Annotated in this window: 14 protein-coding genes and 1 pseudogene; 14 read left to right on the top strand and 1 reads right to left on the bottom strand. The window is 42.3% G+C overall.

What is annotated here, in order from left to right; genetic code table 11:
* Positions 1-25 precede the first annotated feature (25 nt).
* A complete protein-coding gene (locus tag NST13_RS00580; RefSeq protein WP_342581133.1) occupies positions 26-1,708 on the bottom strand; it encodes an NFACT RNA binding domain-containing protein in 1,683 nt (560 codons plus the stop codon).
* 202 nt (positions 1,709-1,910) lie between these two features.
* Here NST13_RS00580 and NST13_RS00585 point away from each other — a divergent pair, with 202 nt between their 5' ends.
* From NST13_RS00585 to rsgA, 14 genes and pseudogenes are all read left to right on the top strand, one after another.
* Complete coding sequence (locus NST13_RS00585; protein ID WP_342469926.1) at positions 1,911-2,477, top strand: TetR/AcrR family transcriptional regulator; 567 nt, start codon at positions 1,911-1,913, stop codon at positions 2,475-2,477.
* Positions 2,478-2,564: 87 nt separating this feature from the next.
* On the top strand, positions 2,565-3,485 hold the full coding sequence (locus tag NST13_RS00590) for an NAD(P)H-binding protein (protein WP_342581134.1): 921 nt from the start codon (positions 2,565-2,567) through the stop codon (positions 3,483-3,485).
* A gap of 98 nt (positions 3,486-3,583) precedes the next feature.
* Positions 3,584-4,459, top strand: coding sequence for a YicC/YloC family endoribonuclease (locus NST13_RS00595; protein WP_342581135.1), 876 nt, complete (start codon positions 3,584-3,586; stop codon positions 4,457-4,459).
* Positions 4,460-4,496: 37 nt separating this feature from the next.
* Entirely contained in the window at positions 4,497-5,114 is a 618-nt protein-coding gene (gene gmk / locus NST13_RS00600) for a guanylate kinase (RefSeq protein ID WP_342471323.1), read from the top strand.
* A 3-nt stretch (positions 5,115-5,117) separates the two neighbouring features.
* Positions 5,118-5,342, top strand: a complete 225-nt coding sequence (rpoZ, locus tag NST13_RS00605; protein WP_342469923.1) for a DNA-directed RNA polymerase subunit omega — start codon at positions 5,118-5,120, stop codon at positions 5,340-5,342.
* An 86-nt stretch (positions 5,343-5,428) separates the two neighbouring features.
* A pseudogene (gene coaBC, locus NST13_RS00610) lies at positions 5,429-5,947 on the top strand (bifunctional phosphopantothenoylcysteine decarboxylase/phosphopantothenate--cysteine ligase CoaBC); the annotation flags it as partial.
* 29 nt (positions 5,948-5,976) lie between these two features.
* Positions 5,977-8,388: a primosomal protein N' gene (gene priA, locus NST13_RS00615; protein WP_342581136.1), complete on the top strand. Its 2,412-nt coding sequence runs from the start codon at positions 5,977-5,979 to the stop codon at positions 8,386-8,388.
* 17 nt (positions 8,389-8,405) lie between these two features.
* Positions 8,406-8,897 (top strand): peptide deformylase, encoded by a 492-nt coding sequence (gene def, locus NST13_RS00620; RefSeq protein WP_342469921.1) that lies wholly within the window; start codon positions 8,406-8,408, stop codon positions 8,895-8,897.
* A 3-nt stretch (positions 8,898-8,900) separates the two neighbouring features.
* The gene (gene fmt, locus NST13_RS00625) at positions 8,901-9,839 is read left to right on the top strand and encodes a methionyl-tRNA formyltransferase (protein WP_342469920.1); all 939 of its coding nucleotides are present in this window, start codon (positions 8,901-8,903) and stop codon (positions 9,837-9,839) included.
* Positions 9,836-11,191: a 16S rRNA (cytosine(967)-C(5))-methyltransferase RsmB gene (gene rsmB, locus NST13_RS00630; RefSeq protein ID WP_342581137.1), complete on the top strand. Its 1,356-nt coding sequence runs from the start codon at positions 9,836-9,838 to the stop codon at positions 11,189-11,191. The genes fmt and rsmB overlap by 4 nt, the downstream gene beginning before the upstream one ends.
* 20 nt (positions 11,192-11,211) lie before the next feature.
* Entirely contained in the window at positions 11,212-12,348 is a 1,137-nt protein-coding gene (rlmN, locus tag NST13_RS00635) for a 23S rRNA (adenine(2503)-C(2))-methyltransferase RlmN (protein WP_342581138.1), read from the top strand.
* Between the two features lie 5 nt (positions 12,349-12,353).
* Positions 12,354-13,100 (top strand): Stp1/IreP family PP2C-type Ser/Thr phosphatase, encoded by a 747-nt coding sequence (locus NST13_RS00640; protein ID WP_342469917.1) that lies wholly within the window; start codon positions 12,354-12,356, stop codon positions 13,098-13,100.
* A gap of 3 nt (positions 13,101-13,103) precedes the next feature.
* A complete protein-coding gene (gene pknB, locus NST13_RS00645; RefSeq protein ID WP_342581139.1) occupies positions 13,104-15,074 on the top strand; it encodes a Stk1 family PASTA domain-containing Ser/Thr kinase in 1,971 nt (656 codons plus the stop codon).
* 20 nt (positions 15,075-15,094) lie between these two features.
* Complete coding sequence (gene rsgA / locus NST13_RS00650; protein WP_342581140.1) at positions 15,095-15,979, top strand: ribosome small subunit-dependent GTPase A; 885 nt, start codon at positions 15,095-15,097, stop codon at positions 15,977-15,979.

Consider the following 15,979-nt stretch of genomic DNA (forward strand, 5'->3'; position numbering starts at 1 on the left):
TATAACAACCCAGGGAACAGAGATGCTATTCTTTTTGCTTCAGCTTTAATACGACTTCTTCGTCCGGTGTGACGTAGAGGGTTTTTTGTTCAAAATAAATGACAAAGCCGGGTTTTGCACCACTCGGTTTTTTTACATGGCGGATTTGGGTATAGTCCACCGGGACGGAAGAGGAATTTCGTGCTTTGCTAAAATAGGCGCTTAAAATGGCCGCTTCTTTCAAAGTTGTTTCATCCGGCTGATTTGAATGAATGACGACGTGGGAGCCGGGAATGTCTTTCGTATGAAGCCAAATATCGGATTTCTTTGCAAGCTTGAAGGTCAAATAATCGTTTTGTTTATTGTTTTTGCCGACGGAAATCGGAATGCCTGTGGATGAAATGAACTTTTCGGGAGCGGGTTTCACCGGTTTATTTTTTTGCTTTTTATTCCGCTTTTTCAAATAACCCTCTTCGGCAAGTTCTTCCCGTATTTCTTCGATATCCGCCGGACTTGCCTGGTTGACTTGGTTCAACAGCATCTCAAAGTAATCGATTTCCTCTTTCGTTTTATCAATTTGTTCCTTTACCCGGATAAGGGCATTTTTTGCTTTATTGTATTTCGTATAGTAGCCCTGTGCATTCTCCACAGGCGTTTTTCTTTCATCCAGCGGAATGGTGATTTCATCATTATTGTAATAATTGATGACGGTCACTTCTTTCATGCCCTTTTCAAATTGATATAAATTGGCCATTAAGAGTTCCCCGAACAATTGATATTGATCCAGTTTCGATGCCTGTTCCAGATCGTTATGTAATTTTTCCAGTTTTGTGTTCAGTTTATTGATTTCGTTGTGGATGAAGCGTTCCAAGTCACCCGCTTGCTGTTTCACCCGATCCCTCTCTGCCCGTGCGAAAAATACCCGGTCCAGAAGGGGGCTCAAATCTTCATAATGGGTGATTTTACCCGTCAAATGCGTGATGGTTGTCGGCGAAAAATAAGGTTTTCCATCAGCTTCCAAATAAGTTGGATTCGCGCTTCCCGTCACTTCATTGATAAAGGAGCGGAACACATTGATTGCATCCCCGCTCTTCATTCGATACAACAATTCTTTCGCATGAAAAGGGGAGAACCCGGCAAAATGGGACACCACTTCTTGCGATGTTTTTTCCGTTGAGAAAAACTGCTTAATCTCTTCATCTGAAATGGTTTGCGGATTCACTTTGTGCTGTACCGGCGGATGGACGTATTCAAATCCGGGAAGCACCGTACGGAAACTGTTGACGGAAGGCGGCAAGTGTTTTAATCCATCGATGATTTTATTGGTTTCGCCATCGACTAAGACCAAATTGCTGTGCCTTCCCATGATTTCAATGATCAATTTCCGGTTGACCGGATCGCCGATTTCATTTTTGCTTTCTATGTGAAACGTGATCACCCGTTCAAAACCTTCATTTTCAATTCGTGTAATAATGCCGCCTTCGATATGTTTTCTGAGGAGCATGCAAAACATTGGCGGTTCTTGTGGATTATCAATCGATTCTTTTGTTATGTGAACACGGGCATATGATGGGTGAATGGAAAATAATAATTTCTCATTTTTCCCTTTTGCCCGGATATGGAGCACCACTTCCAATGCATTCGGTTGATGAACTTTTGAAATCCGGCCGGTTTCAAGTCCCTTCAGTTCATTGATCATCGCTACTGTAAATAATCCATCAAATGCCATAATTGTTCCTCTTTTCTTAAAAAATCACTGAGATATTATTTTATTATGTTTCTATATATCTGCATTGATTCTAAAGCAATTCCCAAGATATGAAAAGTTTAATGAGAAAAATTCTTTTGACATTTAACAGCAATTGAATTATCTTATTATTGAACAGCGGTCAATAAATTGATTGCAACGAGAAAGACATGGAGGATTTATCATGGCAAGAGATGCGTCAAAACCTGTTCTTACGCCAAACATGATAATGGATGCAGCAAGAGATTTGTTCGTAAAAAACGGATATCAGCAAGTTTCGATGCGTCAAATTGCAAAAGAACTTGGCTGCTCACACGGAGCTCTGTATTATCATTTTCAAAGTAAAGCGGAATTATTTTATGCATTGGTAAAGGAATATTTTGTTCTATTGGAACAGGAATTGGATCATGTGTTGGAGCAGGACATTGAAAACTCGGAAAAACTTGAGCAATGTATGCTTGGGTACATCAAGTTTGGTTTAAACCATCAGAGCCATTATGAAATTATGTTTATGCTTAAAGATGATGAGGTGCGCAATTTCATCAATGAAGAACCGATAAAGGTATATGACAAGTTTGCCAATGCTTTATACACATTATCGAATCAAAAATTGCAATTAAAGGATATTTGGTCAATTTTTCTTTCCTTGCATGGTTTTGTCAGTCACTATTTATCGCATATTGTTGGTTATGATGAGGTGGAGGGTGCTGCGATTGATCATGTGAAATTTTTGCTTAAGGGAGTGTGTTAATTTTTTTTTACATATATTTAACCAGTGGTCAATAAAACTTGATGAACCTTTAATTGACCACTGGACAATAAAAAGGAGGAGTTTTTTATGAAAAAAGTATTGGTTCTTGGTGCTTCAGGGAATATGGGTTCTTCACTTGTAAAAGAATTTTCCGATCGGGGAATCGAAGTGAAAGCTTTTGCACGAAATAAGGAGAAATTGCTGAGGCTATTCCACAACGAAGAACGAGTGGAAGTGGTGCAAGGAGACTTATTTAATCAAACCGATTTACTTAAAGCAGCCCAAGATGTGGATTTAATCGTCCATTCAGTGAATATCCCTTATCAAGAATGGAAAAAACTTCCTGTATTAATGGACAATGTCATTCAAACGGTAAAAATGTACAACTTAAAATTGGCTTATGTTGATAATATCTATGCTTATGGTCGAAGCGTCGGCAAAAAAATGACGGAGGATATGCCGAAAAATCCTCATACTAAAAAAGGGAAAATCCGATTGCAATTGGAAAACATGATCAAGAATTCCGAAATTACATATACAATTGCCCATTTCCCGGATTTTTACGGTCCAAATGCGGACAATACCACATTAAATACAACCATCAGTGCCGTTATCAACAATAAAAAGGCCATGTTTTTAGGAAATCCAAAGTTGGCGAGAGAATATATCTATTTGCCTGACGGAGCAAAGGCTTTTGTAAACTTGGTAATGAATGAAAAGGCTTATGGGCAAGAGTGGAATATCCCTTCATACGGTCCAATTACCGGGGAAGAAATCATTCAAATGATCCGTGAGCTTACGGGATATGATAAAAAAATCTCCATTGTAACGAAACGAATGGTTCAAATGGTGGGATTATTCAACCCGTTTATGCGTGAATTTGCGGAGATGTTTTATTTAATTGAAGAACCTGTTGTGTTAAGCGGTGAAAAATATGAGAGGGAAATCGGTCCTTTGCCGAAAACATCATACTATGATGGACTAAAAGATGTTTTTCAAATAAAATAAAAAAGTTGAGTTCATCTTCTAATAATGGATAAATGCGTTATAATTTTCTAATCATGTGTTATAATTGGAGCATAGCTTTATGAAAGGTGTGACTTACCTTGGTGCGTAGTATGACTGGTTTTGGCAGAGGTGTCACAACTACGAATGATTATCAACTGACAGTGGAAATTCGCTCAGTGAATCATCGCTTTTTAGAAATTTATACAAAATTTCCGAAAGAGTGGTTAGAGGCAGAACTGCTTGCAAAAAAAATCATTTCCCAATATGTTAAACGGGGGAAATTTGATTGTTTAGTAAACTTAAAACTTACTGGTGAAGAAGTAAAAGATTTTAAAATTAATTGGTCTCTTATTGAATCCTATAAAAATGCAAAAGATGAACTTCGCCAAGTAATCCCGATAGATGAGCAATATTCCATGCAAGAAGTGCTATCATTGGAAGGTGCACTGTTGTATGAAAAAAAGGAGTTAACACCGGAAGAGATTGCAGCCAGTGTTGAAATTGCTGTCCGCGAAGCGATGGAAAAATTGGTGGAGATGCGGGAACGGGAAGGGCAGGAATTAAAGCAAGTACTGCTTCAATATAACGAAGAGCTCAAAACGCAAGTGAGATTCATCCGGGAACATTCACAAGATGCCGTGAAGAAATACCGCGACAAGTTGACGGAAAGACTTGCGGAAATCGTGAATGTGGAAGATTTGGATGACCGGATTCTTGCGGAAGTTGCCCTTTTTGCCGATCGGATTGATATATCGGAAGAATTGGATCGATTGGAAAGCCACTTCCAACAATTGGAAGAGACATTGGAAGAACCCCATTCCATCGGGAGAAAATTGGATTTCCTTATGCAAGAAATGCTCAGGGAAATCAATACCATTGGATCGAAAAATCAGTCAGTGAACATTTCACCGGTTGTTGTACAATCGAAAACCATTTTGGAAAAAATGAGGGAGCAGGTTCAAAATATTGAATAAACATGGAAAGGTAGCATTGAGGGAGAGAATGGAAACAATGGAAAAAGAACGCGGATTATTAATTGTTCTTTCCGGTCCATCGGGTGTCGGTAAGGGAACGGTGAGAAAAGAGCTATTTAAACAACCTGACACGAATTATGAATATTCCATCTCCATCACCACTCGACCGCCTCGCGAAGGGGAAGTGGATGGAGTCGATTATTTTTTTAAAACGAGAGAGGAATTTGAACGAATGATCGAGGAAGAGAAATTATTGGAATATGCCGAGTTTGTAGGCAATTACTACGGCACTCCCCTCGATTACGTCAATGAAACATTGGATGCCGGCCGCGACGTCTTTTTGGAAATCGAAGTGCAGGGAGCGGCCCAAATTCGGGAAAAAGTGCCTGAAGCTCTTTTCATCTTTTTAGCACCTCCGAGTTTATCGGAGTTGGAAAGACGATTAATAGAACGCGGTACCGAGTCGGAAGAAATCATTAAAAAGAGAATCGAAACAGCCAAAGAAGAACTTGAAATGATGAAGTTGTATGATTATGTTGTAGAAAATGATGAAATCCAAAAAGCATGTGAGAAAATAAATGCGATCATCACAGCGGAACATTGCCGCCGTGAACGGGTCGAAAAAAGATATTTATCCATGTTGAAAGGAGAATAAGATATGCTTTATCCATCGATCGATTTGCTTAAAGAAAAAGTGGATTCCAAATACTCATTGGTCAGTCTTGCCGCAAAACGTGCCCGTCAAATCCAGGAAACGGGAATTTTGAAGCTAAGCGAATATAAATCATTGAAACCGGTTGGCATGGCATTGGAAGAAGTGGCTGCCGGTGTGTTGCAAATGGAAATGCCGGATAAAAATAAAGTATATTCTGATGAACAATAGCTGAAAAAAAGAAAATGACTGAAACGACGAACAGCTCCCGGAGAAACATTCTTTGGGAGCTTATCCTTTGAAAGGGTGAAACTTTGATGAGCCGGAACATTTTACTTGGAGTATCAGGCGGTATCGCAGTATACAAAGCGGTTGCACTAGTCAGCAAATTGACTCAGGCGGGGTTTAACGTAAAAGTGATCATGACCGAATCGGCAATGAAATTTGTTACCCCGCTTTCGTTTCAAGTGATGTCCAAAAATGATGTATATATCGATACATTTGATGAAAAAGACCCGAGTGCCATTGCCCATATTGATTTGGCGGATTGGGCGGATTTGATCATTGTGGCCCCGGCCACAGCAAATATAATCGGGAAGCTCGCAAACGGAATCGCGGATGATATGTTGACGACGACCCTGCTTGCAGCCACATGTCCTGTTTGGATCGCTCCCGCAATGAACGTTCATATGTATGACCATCCTGCAGTGAAACGCAATATTGCACAGCTCATAGAAGACGGTTATGGCTTTATAGAACCCTCTGAAGGGTACCTGGCATGCGGATACGTCGGGAAGGGACGGTTGGAAGAGCCTGAGAAAATAACGGAATTGGTTGTCCGTTATTTTGAAAGCGAAGGGAACAAATGAAGATTGCAGAAGTGATTGTTGATGTATCCGCATATCCGGTCGACCGCCCATTTGATTATTCCATTCCGGAAACAATGGAGGAACTTATTGAGTGCGGATGCCGGGTGAAAGTACCTTTTGGAAACCGTGACATTCTAGGTTTTGTTGTGGCAATAAAAAATGAAACGGAAGTGCCCCCCGATAAATTAAAGCCCATCTCTGTTTTGCTTGATATCGAGCCGGTGTTGACGGGCGAAATGCTGGAACTGGCGAAATGGATGAAACGGGAAACCATTTCCTATGAAATCGATTGTTTACAAGCCATGCTTCCATCGGCGTTGAGGGCAAAATACGAAAAAATGGTCATTTTGGAGACGGATGTAAAGAATTTGGAAGAACCGTTGCAACCGTTTTTCCAACATGCGACGAAAGTGGATTATAAAGAGTTTGAGAAAGATGGATTGCTCATCCCGCTGAAAAAAGCGTTAAAAATGCATTTGCTCTCAATCGAAAATGTCGTGAAACAAAAAGGGAAGATCAAAGAAGTCCGCAAAGTGAAGATTGCAGCGGACCAAAATCTTCTTCAAATGATTTATGAGGGACTTTCAAATCGTGCAAAAAAACAAAAGCAGCTTGTTTTATGGATGCAAGAACATGTGGGAGAAATCATGGAGCCGGAAGTGATTCATGAAGAAACAACATGTTCTCCCCAAGTGCTGCAAGCCGTTATTGAACTTGGAGCTGCAGAATACATTTTTGAGGAAGTGTATCGGAATCCATTTAAAAAAGATGTGGAGAAAACGGATTTTTTAACATTGACAGCGGAACAGGAAACGGCTTTAAAGGACATTTTGGATGCAATGGACAAAGGTTCTCCGGAAACCTTTTTATTGCATGGAGTGACAGGAAGCGGAAAAACGGAAGTGTATCTTCAAGCCATTCAACATTGCATCCAACAAGGAAAGGAAGCCATTGTCCTTGTACCGGAGATTTCCCTTACGCCTCAAATCACCAACCGGTTCCGCTCAAGGTTCGGGGAGCGGGTTGCGGTCATGCATAGCGGTCTTTCCGTCGGCGAGAAGTACGATGAGTGGCGGAAAGTTCACCAACAAAAAGTAAAAGTGGTGGTCGGAGCCCGGTCCGCTGTCTTTGCGCCCTTTGAAAATGTCGGGCTGATCATTCTCGATGAAGAACATGAATCGTCTTACAAGCAGGAAGATTCGCCAAGATACCATGCCAGGGATGTGGCCATTTGGAGAGGCAAATTTCATCAATGCCCGGTCATTTTGGGCAGTGCCACGCCGAGTTTGGAATCCTATGCAAGGGCAAGGAAGAATGTCTATAAACTATTGACGTTAAAAGAGCGGGCTTTGAAGCAGCCGTTGCCATCCGTGGAAATCGTCGATATGCGGGAGGAATTGAAAAAGGGCAACCGCTCCATGTTTTCAGAGAAATTGGCTGACTCCATCCGCGATCGTTTGAAAAAGAAGGAACAAATTGTGCTGTTTTTAAATCGCAGGGGTTACTCCTCCTTTGTGTTGTGCCGGGATTGCGGAACGGTGATGCAATGTGAAAATTGCGATATTTCTTTGACGTATCACCGTTATAACGAGAAATTGAAATGCCACTATTGCGGTTATGAACAGCCTGTTCCAACCAATTGCCCCGAGTGCGGAAGTGAGCATATCCGATACTTTGGCACCGGTACTCAGAAAGTGGAGGAAGAATTGACAAAACTTTTTCCTGAAGCGCGCGTATTGCGGATGGATGTGGATACGACCAAACGGAAGGGCGCCCACGAAGCGATTTTGGAAGATTTCGGGGCCGAGAAAGCGGATATTTTACTTGGAACGCAAATGATTGCCAAAGGGTTGGATTTTCCGAACATCACCCTGGTGGGAGTCTTAAGTGCGGATACTTCCCTGCATTTGCCGGATTTTCGGGCAGCTGAACGGACTTTCCAGCTTCTGACCCAGGTGAGCGGCCGTGCAGGAAGAGCGGAAAAGCCTGGAGAGGTGATCATCCAATCCTATACGCCGGAACATTATGCAATTCAATTTGCGAAAGAACAACAATATGAACCTTTTTATAAAAAGGAAATGATGATGCGTCATGAAGCGGCCTATCCGCCATATTATTATATCGCCCTCATCCAAGTGTCCCATGAAGATGTTATGATGTCGGCGGAATACGCAAAAAGATGCGCCGACTATCTGCGGTCCAGTCTTTCTTTTGACGCTTCCATCATCGGTCCGACAACAGCCGGCATCGTCCGTCTGCAAAATAGATATCGCTATCAATGTCTGATAAAATACAAAATAGAGCCGAATTTAATTCCAACATTTTTACAATTAATGAAAATATATCGAACGGAATGGATCAAAAAAGGGATTGTTTTAACAATCGATTTGAATCCGACGATGATATAGATGGAAAGAGGTTACCCATGATCAGAGAAATCGTGAAACATCCAGCAAAAATATTGACGCAAGTCTGCGAAGAAGTGACAGAAATCAATGAGGAAATCATCACCTTATTGGATGACATGTACGAAACGATGGTTGAATATGACGGCATGGGCATTGCCGCTCCCCAAGTGAATGTCCCGCTTCGCATCGCCCTCGTCGAGTTGGGGGAAGAACGGACATTGATTGAAATGATCAACCCGACGGTCATTGAAACATCCGGTTCATCTGTGGACATTGAAGGGTGCTTAAGCTTTCCGGGGCTTTATGGGGAAGTGGAGAGACCTTCATACGTGAAAATTGAAGCCCATGACCGATACGGGCAAGTGTATCAGCTGGAAGCGATGGATTATGACGCCCGCTGCATTTTACACGAAATCGACCATTTGGATGGGATATTATTTGATTCGAAAATTACCCGGATCTATACGGAAGAAGAATTGGAAGAAATGTTTGAGGAGGAGGAAGAATAATTTATGACAAAAATCGTGTTTATGGGAACACCGGATTTTTCCGTGCCAATTTTGCGTATGCTACATGAAGAAGGATACGAAATTGCTGCAGTTGTTACCCAGCCGGACCGGCCTGTCGGAAGAAAGCGGGTACTCACTCCTCCTCCGGTAAAAGAAGAAGCCGTCCGTTTAGGCTTAAAAGTTCTTCAACCTGAAAAATTGAGGGGTTCTGAAGAATTGGAAGAAATTTTGCGCATCAATCCGGATTTAATTATTACCGCCGCCTTTGGACAAATCTTGCCAAAGGAATTATTGGAGGCTCCAAAACTGGGATGCATCAATGTGCATGCTTCACTGCTTCCGAAATACCGGGGCGGTGCGCCAATCCATCAAGCGGTCATCGATGGGGAAGAAAAAACAGGCGTAACGATCATGTATATGGCAGAAAAATTGGATGCGGGAGACATCATCTCCCAAAGGGAAATTCCAATTGAAGAAACGGACCATACAGGGATCCTGTTTGAAAAGTTAAGTTTATTGGGAAGAGATTTGTTGAAGGATACCCTTCCCGACATCATTGCCGGCACAAATGACCGCATCCCGCAAGATGAAAGCAAAGCGACTTTTGCTCACAATATTACGAGGGAACAAGAGCGGATCAATTGGTCAAAGAGTGCGCGGGAAATTTATAATCAAGTGCGCGGTCTTCATCCATGGCCTGTGGCATATACAACTTTTCACGGGGAAAACGTGAAAATCTGGTGGGCCAAAGTGGGCGACTCAAAAGCGGAAGGTCAACCAGGGGAAGTTGTCAAAATCGGAAAAGATCACTTCGAAGTGGCTACCGGAGAAGGAACCCTCGCAATTCTCGAATTACAACCTGCAGGTAAAAAGCGCATGTCAGCGGAAGATTATTTACGTGGCGTGGGTTCAAAATTGCAGATTGGAGATTTATTTGAATGAGGAAAAAGAAGAACAGTTTCATTTGGAATGGCAATGTCAGAGATGCAGCGCTCAGCATTTTGCTTTCAGTCGATCAGAATCAGGCATATTCCAACCTTTTATTGAATCAAACAATCAATAAATATCAGATCGAAGCGAAAAACAGGGCTTTGCTCACGGAATTGACTTATGGAACGCTGCAATATAAATATACATTGGATTATTATTTGGAGCCCTTTATTCGCGGAAAAATCGATCCATGGGTTCGATGGCTGTTAAGATTATCCGTTTATCAAATCGTTTACTTGTCCAAGATCCCTGAACATGCCATTGTCAACGAAGCCGTGGAAATTGCGAAAAGAAGGGGACATAAAGGGATCGCTTCGATGGTGAATGGTATTTTACGATCCATTCTGAGAATGGGAATCCCTTCCCTTGATAAGATTAAAGACCCGATTGACCGTATCGCGATTGAAACGAGCCATCCACGATGGATTGTGGAAATGTTTGCCGAAATGTACGGACTGGAAACAACGATGGACATGCTAAAAGCTAATAATCTCCCACCAAAACAAACCGTTCGGGTCAATACATTGAAGGCTACGGTGGAAGAGGCGATCCAACTGTTGGCTGATGAAGACGTACAAGCCGTTCAAAGCAAAGTGATTCCACAATGCTTATATCTTTTAAGCGGACAAGCTGCGAGAACGGAGGCGTTCAAAAACGGCATCATTACGATTCAAGATGAAAGCTCCATGATGCCCTCCATCGCATTAAATCCGAAGCCGGGAGACAGAGTGCTGGACCTGTGTGCCGCTCCAGGAGGAAAAACGACACATTTGGCGGAAATCATGAAAAACGAAGGATCGATTCTCGCGACAGACATTCATCCCCATAAATTGGATTTGATTGGAGAAAATTGCGCGCGGCTTGGAATCACGATTGTTGACACTGCACCGATCGATGGAAGGAAAGCCGCGGAACTGTTGCAGCCCGAATCCTTCGATGCCATCCTTGTCGATGCGCCTTGCTCCGGATTGGGTGTAATCCGACGGAAGCCGGATATTAAATATACGAAAAGGGAAGAGGATTTCGACCGCTTGCATGAAATCCAAACGGAACTGCTTAATAACGCTGTCGCTTTGTTAAAGCCGGGCGGTAGACTGGTATACAGCACATGCACTGTCAATAAAAAAGAAAATGAAGAAACCGTTGAAGCCTTATTGGCGTCACACCCTGAGATGAAACTTGCACCGATTCAACATTTGCCGGTTTCATTGCTGGAAAAACAGCGGAACGGAATGCTTCAAGTGTTTCCTCAAGACTTTGGAAGCGACGGTTTCTTTGTTGCCCTATTCGAAAAAGCTGAATAAAAGGAGAATCCTAATCAAGAATGGATAACAATATTTTCAATGAACGTATTAATGAGTTGGTTGAGCAGGCGGAAACACCACAGAAACGAAAGAAAAAAGAAAAGCCCGATTTGAAAGAGTCCATTTATTCATTCACATTGGATGAATTGAAAGAGTGGCTGACGGATCAAGGGGAAAAACCGTTCCGTGCCGCCCAAATTTATGATTGGCTTTATAATAAGCGGGTAAAAACGTTCGATGATATGACGAATTTGCCAAAACCTCTGAGAGAAAAATTAAAAGAACAATTTGCCATGACAACCCTTTCAACAATTGTAAAGCAGGAATCAAAGGATGGAACGATTAAATTCCTGTTTCAATTGCAAGACGGCTACTCCATCGAAACCGTATTGATGCGTCATGATTATGGAAATTCCGTCTGTGTGACGACGCAGGTCGGTTGCCGTATCGGCTGTACCTTCTGCGCCTCTACATTGGGCGGATTAAAAAGACATTTGCTTCCGGGAGAAATCGTGGAGCAAGTGGTCAAAGTGCAGCAAGCTTTGGATGAAGCGGATGAAAGGGTGTCCCATGTAGTCGTGATGGGAATCGGTGAACCATTCGACAATTATGATGCATTGATGAAATTTTTGACTGTCATCAATCACGAGAAGGGTTTAAACATTGGAGCGCGTCATATCACCGTTTCTACCTCAGGCATAATACCAAAAATTTATCAGTTTGCCGATGAGGAACTGCAAATTAATTTCGCATTGTCCCTTCACGCGCCAAATCAGGAACTTCGGGAACGGTTAATGCCGATTGCCCGGGCTTACAAATTGGACAAATTGATGGAGGCCATCCGATATTATACGGAGAAGACCGGACGCCGCGTCACATTTGAATATGGACTGTTCGGTGGTGTCAACGATACAATCGAGCACGCGGAAGAATTGGCGAAACTCATCAAAGGCATTAAATGCCACGTCAATTTGATTCCGGTCAACTATGTGCCGGAGCGGAATTATGTACGCACTCCGAGAAATCAAATCTTTGCCTTTGAGAAGGCCTTGAAAAAGAATGGCATCAATGTAACGATCCGGAGGGAACACGGTTCGGATATTGATGCAGCGTGTGGACAATTACGGGCGAAAGAGAGAGTTCACGAGACGAGGTGACCATTGTGAAATTTACTGTGGAAAGTGATGTTGGGCGAAAAAGAGTCGTCAATGAAGACAGGGCAGCTTTTCTGGAGCGCCCGGATTCATTGAAACTTGCGCTGCTCGCCGATGGAATGGGCGGTCATAACGCGGGTGACGTGGCAAGTGAAATGGCCATCCAGGAAATGACCAATTATTTTTTGCAAGTGGAGTTTCAAAATGCAAGTGTGGAAGAAAAGCGGAAATGGATGGAAGAATCCATTGCCAATATCAACAAAAAAATTTACGACTATTCGTTGGAAAATGAAAAATGCAGAGGCATGGGGACGACCTTTATTGCTGTGTTGATCGACAAAAACCACTGCCTGATCGGCCATATTGGCGATAGCCGGGTTTATCATTTCACTTCCAACAGCGTGGATCTGATTACGAGGGACCATTCATATGTCAATATTTTGGTGGACAGCGGTGAAATCAGTGAAGAAGAAGCCCAAAATCATCCTCAGAAAAATTTTATTGTAAAAGCTTTGGGGACGGAGCCAACAATTGAACCGGATTTTTACGAATTGACCTTAAAAGAATATTCCTATTTGCTCATTTGTTCAGACGGTTTGAGCAATAAAATATCAACGGATGAAATGGCGGCCATTATCACTTATCCAATGCCGATTTCCGAAAAAGGGCGGAAACTTGTCCAATTGGCCAATGACAGCGGTGGGGAAGACAATATTTCCCTTATCTTGCTGATGATGACGGAAGAGGAGGTGTAAAGTGTGCTTGAAGGAAAACGCATAAATGATCGCTATAAGGTAATCAAACTTATCGGCGGCGGTGGCATGAGCAATGTATATTTAGCTCACGACATGATTTTAAATCGGGATGTGGCAATCAAAGTATTGCGCTATGATTCGGCAAATGAAGAAGAAAGTATGCGCCGTTTTCATCGGGAGGCTTTATCTGCAACAAGTTTGACCCATCCGAATATTGTCAGCATTTATGACGTAGGCGAAGACGGGGATATGCACTATATTGTCATGGAGTATGTAAAAGGGAAAACGCTGAAGCAGTACATAAAAGAAAATGCTCCTCTTTCCCCTGCCAGAAGCGTCCAAATTATGAAGCAACTGGCGAGCGCAATCAGCCACGCCCATGAGAATCAAATCATACACCGTGACATCAAACCTCAGAATATCTTAATGGACGAAAACGGAAATGTGAAGATAACGGATTTTGGCATTGCGACCTCCCTTGCCGCGACCAGTTATACAAAAACAAATTCGGTGATGGGAACAGTCCATTATTTATCGCCGGAACAAGCACGCGGAGGCGTTGCGACGAAAAAATCCGATATTTATGCTCTAGGAATTGTTTTGTATGAGCTATTGACCGGAGAGGTGCCTTTTTCTGGGGAATCTCCAGTATCGATCGCCTTGAAGCACCTGCAGGCAGAGACACCTTCCGTCCGGGATTTTGACGCGTCGATTCCACAAAGTTTGGAAAATGTCATCTTGAAGGCGACAGCGAAAAATCCGGATCACCGTTATGCTTCTGTGGAAGAAATGGCGGCGGATTTGGAAACTGTATTGTCTCCCAGCAGGCGGAACGAACCGAAATTCCGTCCACCGATAGATAATGAAGAAACGAAAGCCATTCCGATTATCAAGGAGTCTTTGCCAATCGATGATATGGCTAAAACGAAAGAAATAAAGCCTGCCCTTTCTGAAAAAAATAAAATAACGAATAATGGGAAAGAAAAGGAAAATACGAAAAAACAAAAGGTCAAACAAAAGAAAAATAGAAAAAAACTGTGGGCAATCATTGGAGGAGCAGCTCTTCTTCTAATTATCCTGTTCATTGTTTTGATTAACTTGATTCTTCCGGATAAGGTGGAAATACCGGATGTTTCGAATATGGAAGTGGAAGAAGCCACTGACGTATTAGAGAAAGCGGGATTTGAAATCGGTGAAATACGAGAAAAGAATTCCGATGAAGTGGAAGAAGGGTTGGTCATCGAAACGGACCCGAAAGCCGGATTGACAAGGGCGAAAGGCTCGAAAATCGACTTGATCGTATCGGTTGGCGATGAAGAGGTCGAAATGCAAGACTATGTCGGAAAACAATTGGATCAGGTGCTTTCCATTATTCGTGATAAATTCAAAGATGTAAATGTGGTCGAGGAATATTCCAATCAATCGGAAGGAACAATCATCAGCCAAGACCCTTCACCGGGCGAGGCGGTGGTTCCGGAAGATACGGTTATCACATTGACGGTGAGCAAAGGAAAACAAATCGGCACGGTGGCGGATTTGACTGGCTATAATCAGTCAGCCATGAGGGAATATGAGAAAAGTTCAGGCTATAAAATTAAAATTGTCGAAGAAGTCCATTCCGACAATATACCGGCTGGCAGCGTCGTTTCCCAGGATCCAAAGCCGAATACAAAATTGGAAATTGGGGAAACGATTAACGTTACCATTTCAAAAGGACCTAAACAAAAACTTGAAAAAGTCTATGTAAAAGATGTGGTGATCCCATATGATCATGCATTGACGGGACAACCGCAGAAAGTGAGAATTTTCATTCAGGATAAATCCAACAATATGTTGAAGCCTTATGATGAATTTACGATTACGGAAGATACGACATATCGTATTCAATTGGTGATTGAAGAAGGTTCTACAGCAGCATACCGAATCGAAAAAGATTCAATGGTCATTGAAGAAAAAACAATTCCATACGAGTGAGCAGATGAAGGAGGAATGGGATGCCTAATGGGCAAATTCGAAAGGCTTTAAGCGGATACTACTATGTATATGACGAAGGACAATTATTGCAATGCCGTGGACGAGGGGTTTTCCGGAAACGGGGGGAACAACCTCTCGTCGGCGACTTTGTCGAATACGCAAAAGAAAAAGAAGGTTCCGATGGGGTGATCACCAAAATCTTCCCCCGGAAGAATGCATTGATTCGGCCGCCAATTGCCAATGTGGATCAGGCATTGCTCGTTTTTTCCGTGAAAGAGCCGGATTTCAATCTGATTTTATTGGATCGGTTTTTGGTCGTATTGGAGTCCCATCAAGTGACGCCAATCATCTGCTTGACCAAAATGGATCTGCTTTTGGAAAATGAAAAAGAAGAAATCCAACAATATATAAAAATCTATCAAGAAATCGGGTATGAAGTGATAGATACTTATAAACACGATCCTAAGTTGCTTGAGAAACTTGAACCCTTTTTGGAAGGAAAAACAACGGTGTTGGCAGGGCAATCCGGTGTCGGAAAATCCACATTATTAAACACCTTGATTCCGGAGTTAAATTTAAAAACAGGGGAAATCTCCCAAACTTTGGGAAGAGGCAAACATACGACACGACATGTGGAATTGATTGAAGTGGCCGGTGGACTTGTGGCAGATACACCTGGATTCAGTTCATTCGACTTTGATCATATCGAAAAAGAAGACTTGCCAAGTTGTTTTCCTGAGTTCGAGAGAAAAAAAGATGAGTGTAAATTCCGTGGATGTCTCCATTTAAAAGAACCGAAATGTGCCATAAAAGAAGGTATGGAGTCCGGAGAGATCCAGGAATTCCGTTATGAGCATTATTTACAATTTTTACAAGAAATCATTGATCGAAAGCCGAGGTATTAG

It is taken from the genome of Ureibacillus sp. FSL W7-1570 (assembly GCF_038593265.1).
Taxonomy (GTDB): Bacteria; Bacillota; Bacilli; order Bacillales_A; family Planococcaceae; genus Ureibacillus; species Ureibacillus suwonensis.

Excerpts from the sequence above, each read along its gene's own strand:
- rsgA (WP_342581140.1), top strand. The coding sequence starts at position 15,095 with ATGCCTAATGGGCAAATTCGAAAGGCTTTAAGCGGATACTACTATGTA.
- NST13_RS00585 (WP_342469926.1), top strand. The coding sequence starts at position 1,911 with ATGGCAAGAGATGCGTCAAAACCTGTTCTTACGCCAAACATGATAATG.
- def (WP_342469921.1), top strand. The coding sequence starts at position 8,406 with ATGATCAGAGAAATCGTGAAACATCCAGCAAAAATATTGACGCAAGTC.
- gmk (WP_342471323.1), top strand. The coding sequence starts at position 4,497 with ATGGAAAAAGAACGCGGATTATTAATTGTTCTTTCCGGTCCATCGGGT.
- priA (WP_342581136.1), top strand. The coding sequence starts at position 5,977 with ATGAAGATTGCAGAAGTGATTGTTGATGTATCCGCATATCCGGTCGAC.
- NST13_RS00580 (WP_342581133.1), bottom strand. The coding sequence starts at position 1,708 with ATGGCATTTGATGGATTATTTACAGTAGCGATGATCAATGAACTGAAG.
- NST13_RS00590 (WP_342581134.1), top strand. The coding sequence starts at position 2,565 with ATGAAAAAAGTATTGGTTCTTGGTGCTTCAGGGAATATGGGTTCTTCA.
- fmt (WP_342469920.1), top strand. The coding sequence starts at position 8,901 with ATGACAAAAATCGTGTTTATGGGAACACCGGATTTTTCCGTGCCAATT.
- rsmB (WP_342581137.1), top strand. The coding sequence starts at position 9,836 with ATGAGGAAAAAGAAGAACAGTTTCATTTGGAATGGCAATGTCAGAGAT.
- rpoZ (WP_342469923.1), top strand. The coding sequence starts at position 5,118 with ATGCTTTATCCATCGATCGATTTGCTTAAAGAAAAAGTGGATTCCAAA.
- rlmN (WP_342581138.1), top strand. The coding sequence starts at position 11,212 with ATGGATAACAATATTTTCAATGAACGTATTAATGAGTTGGTTGAGCAG.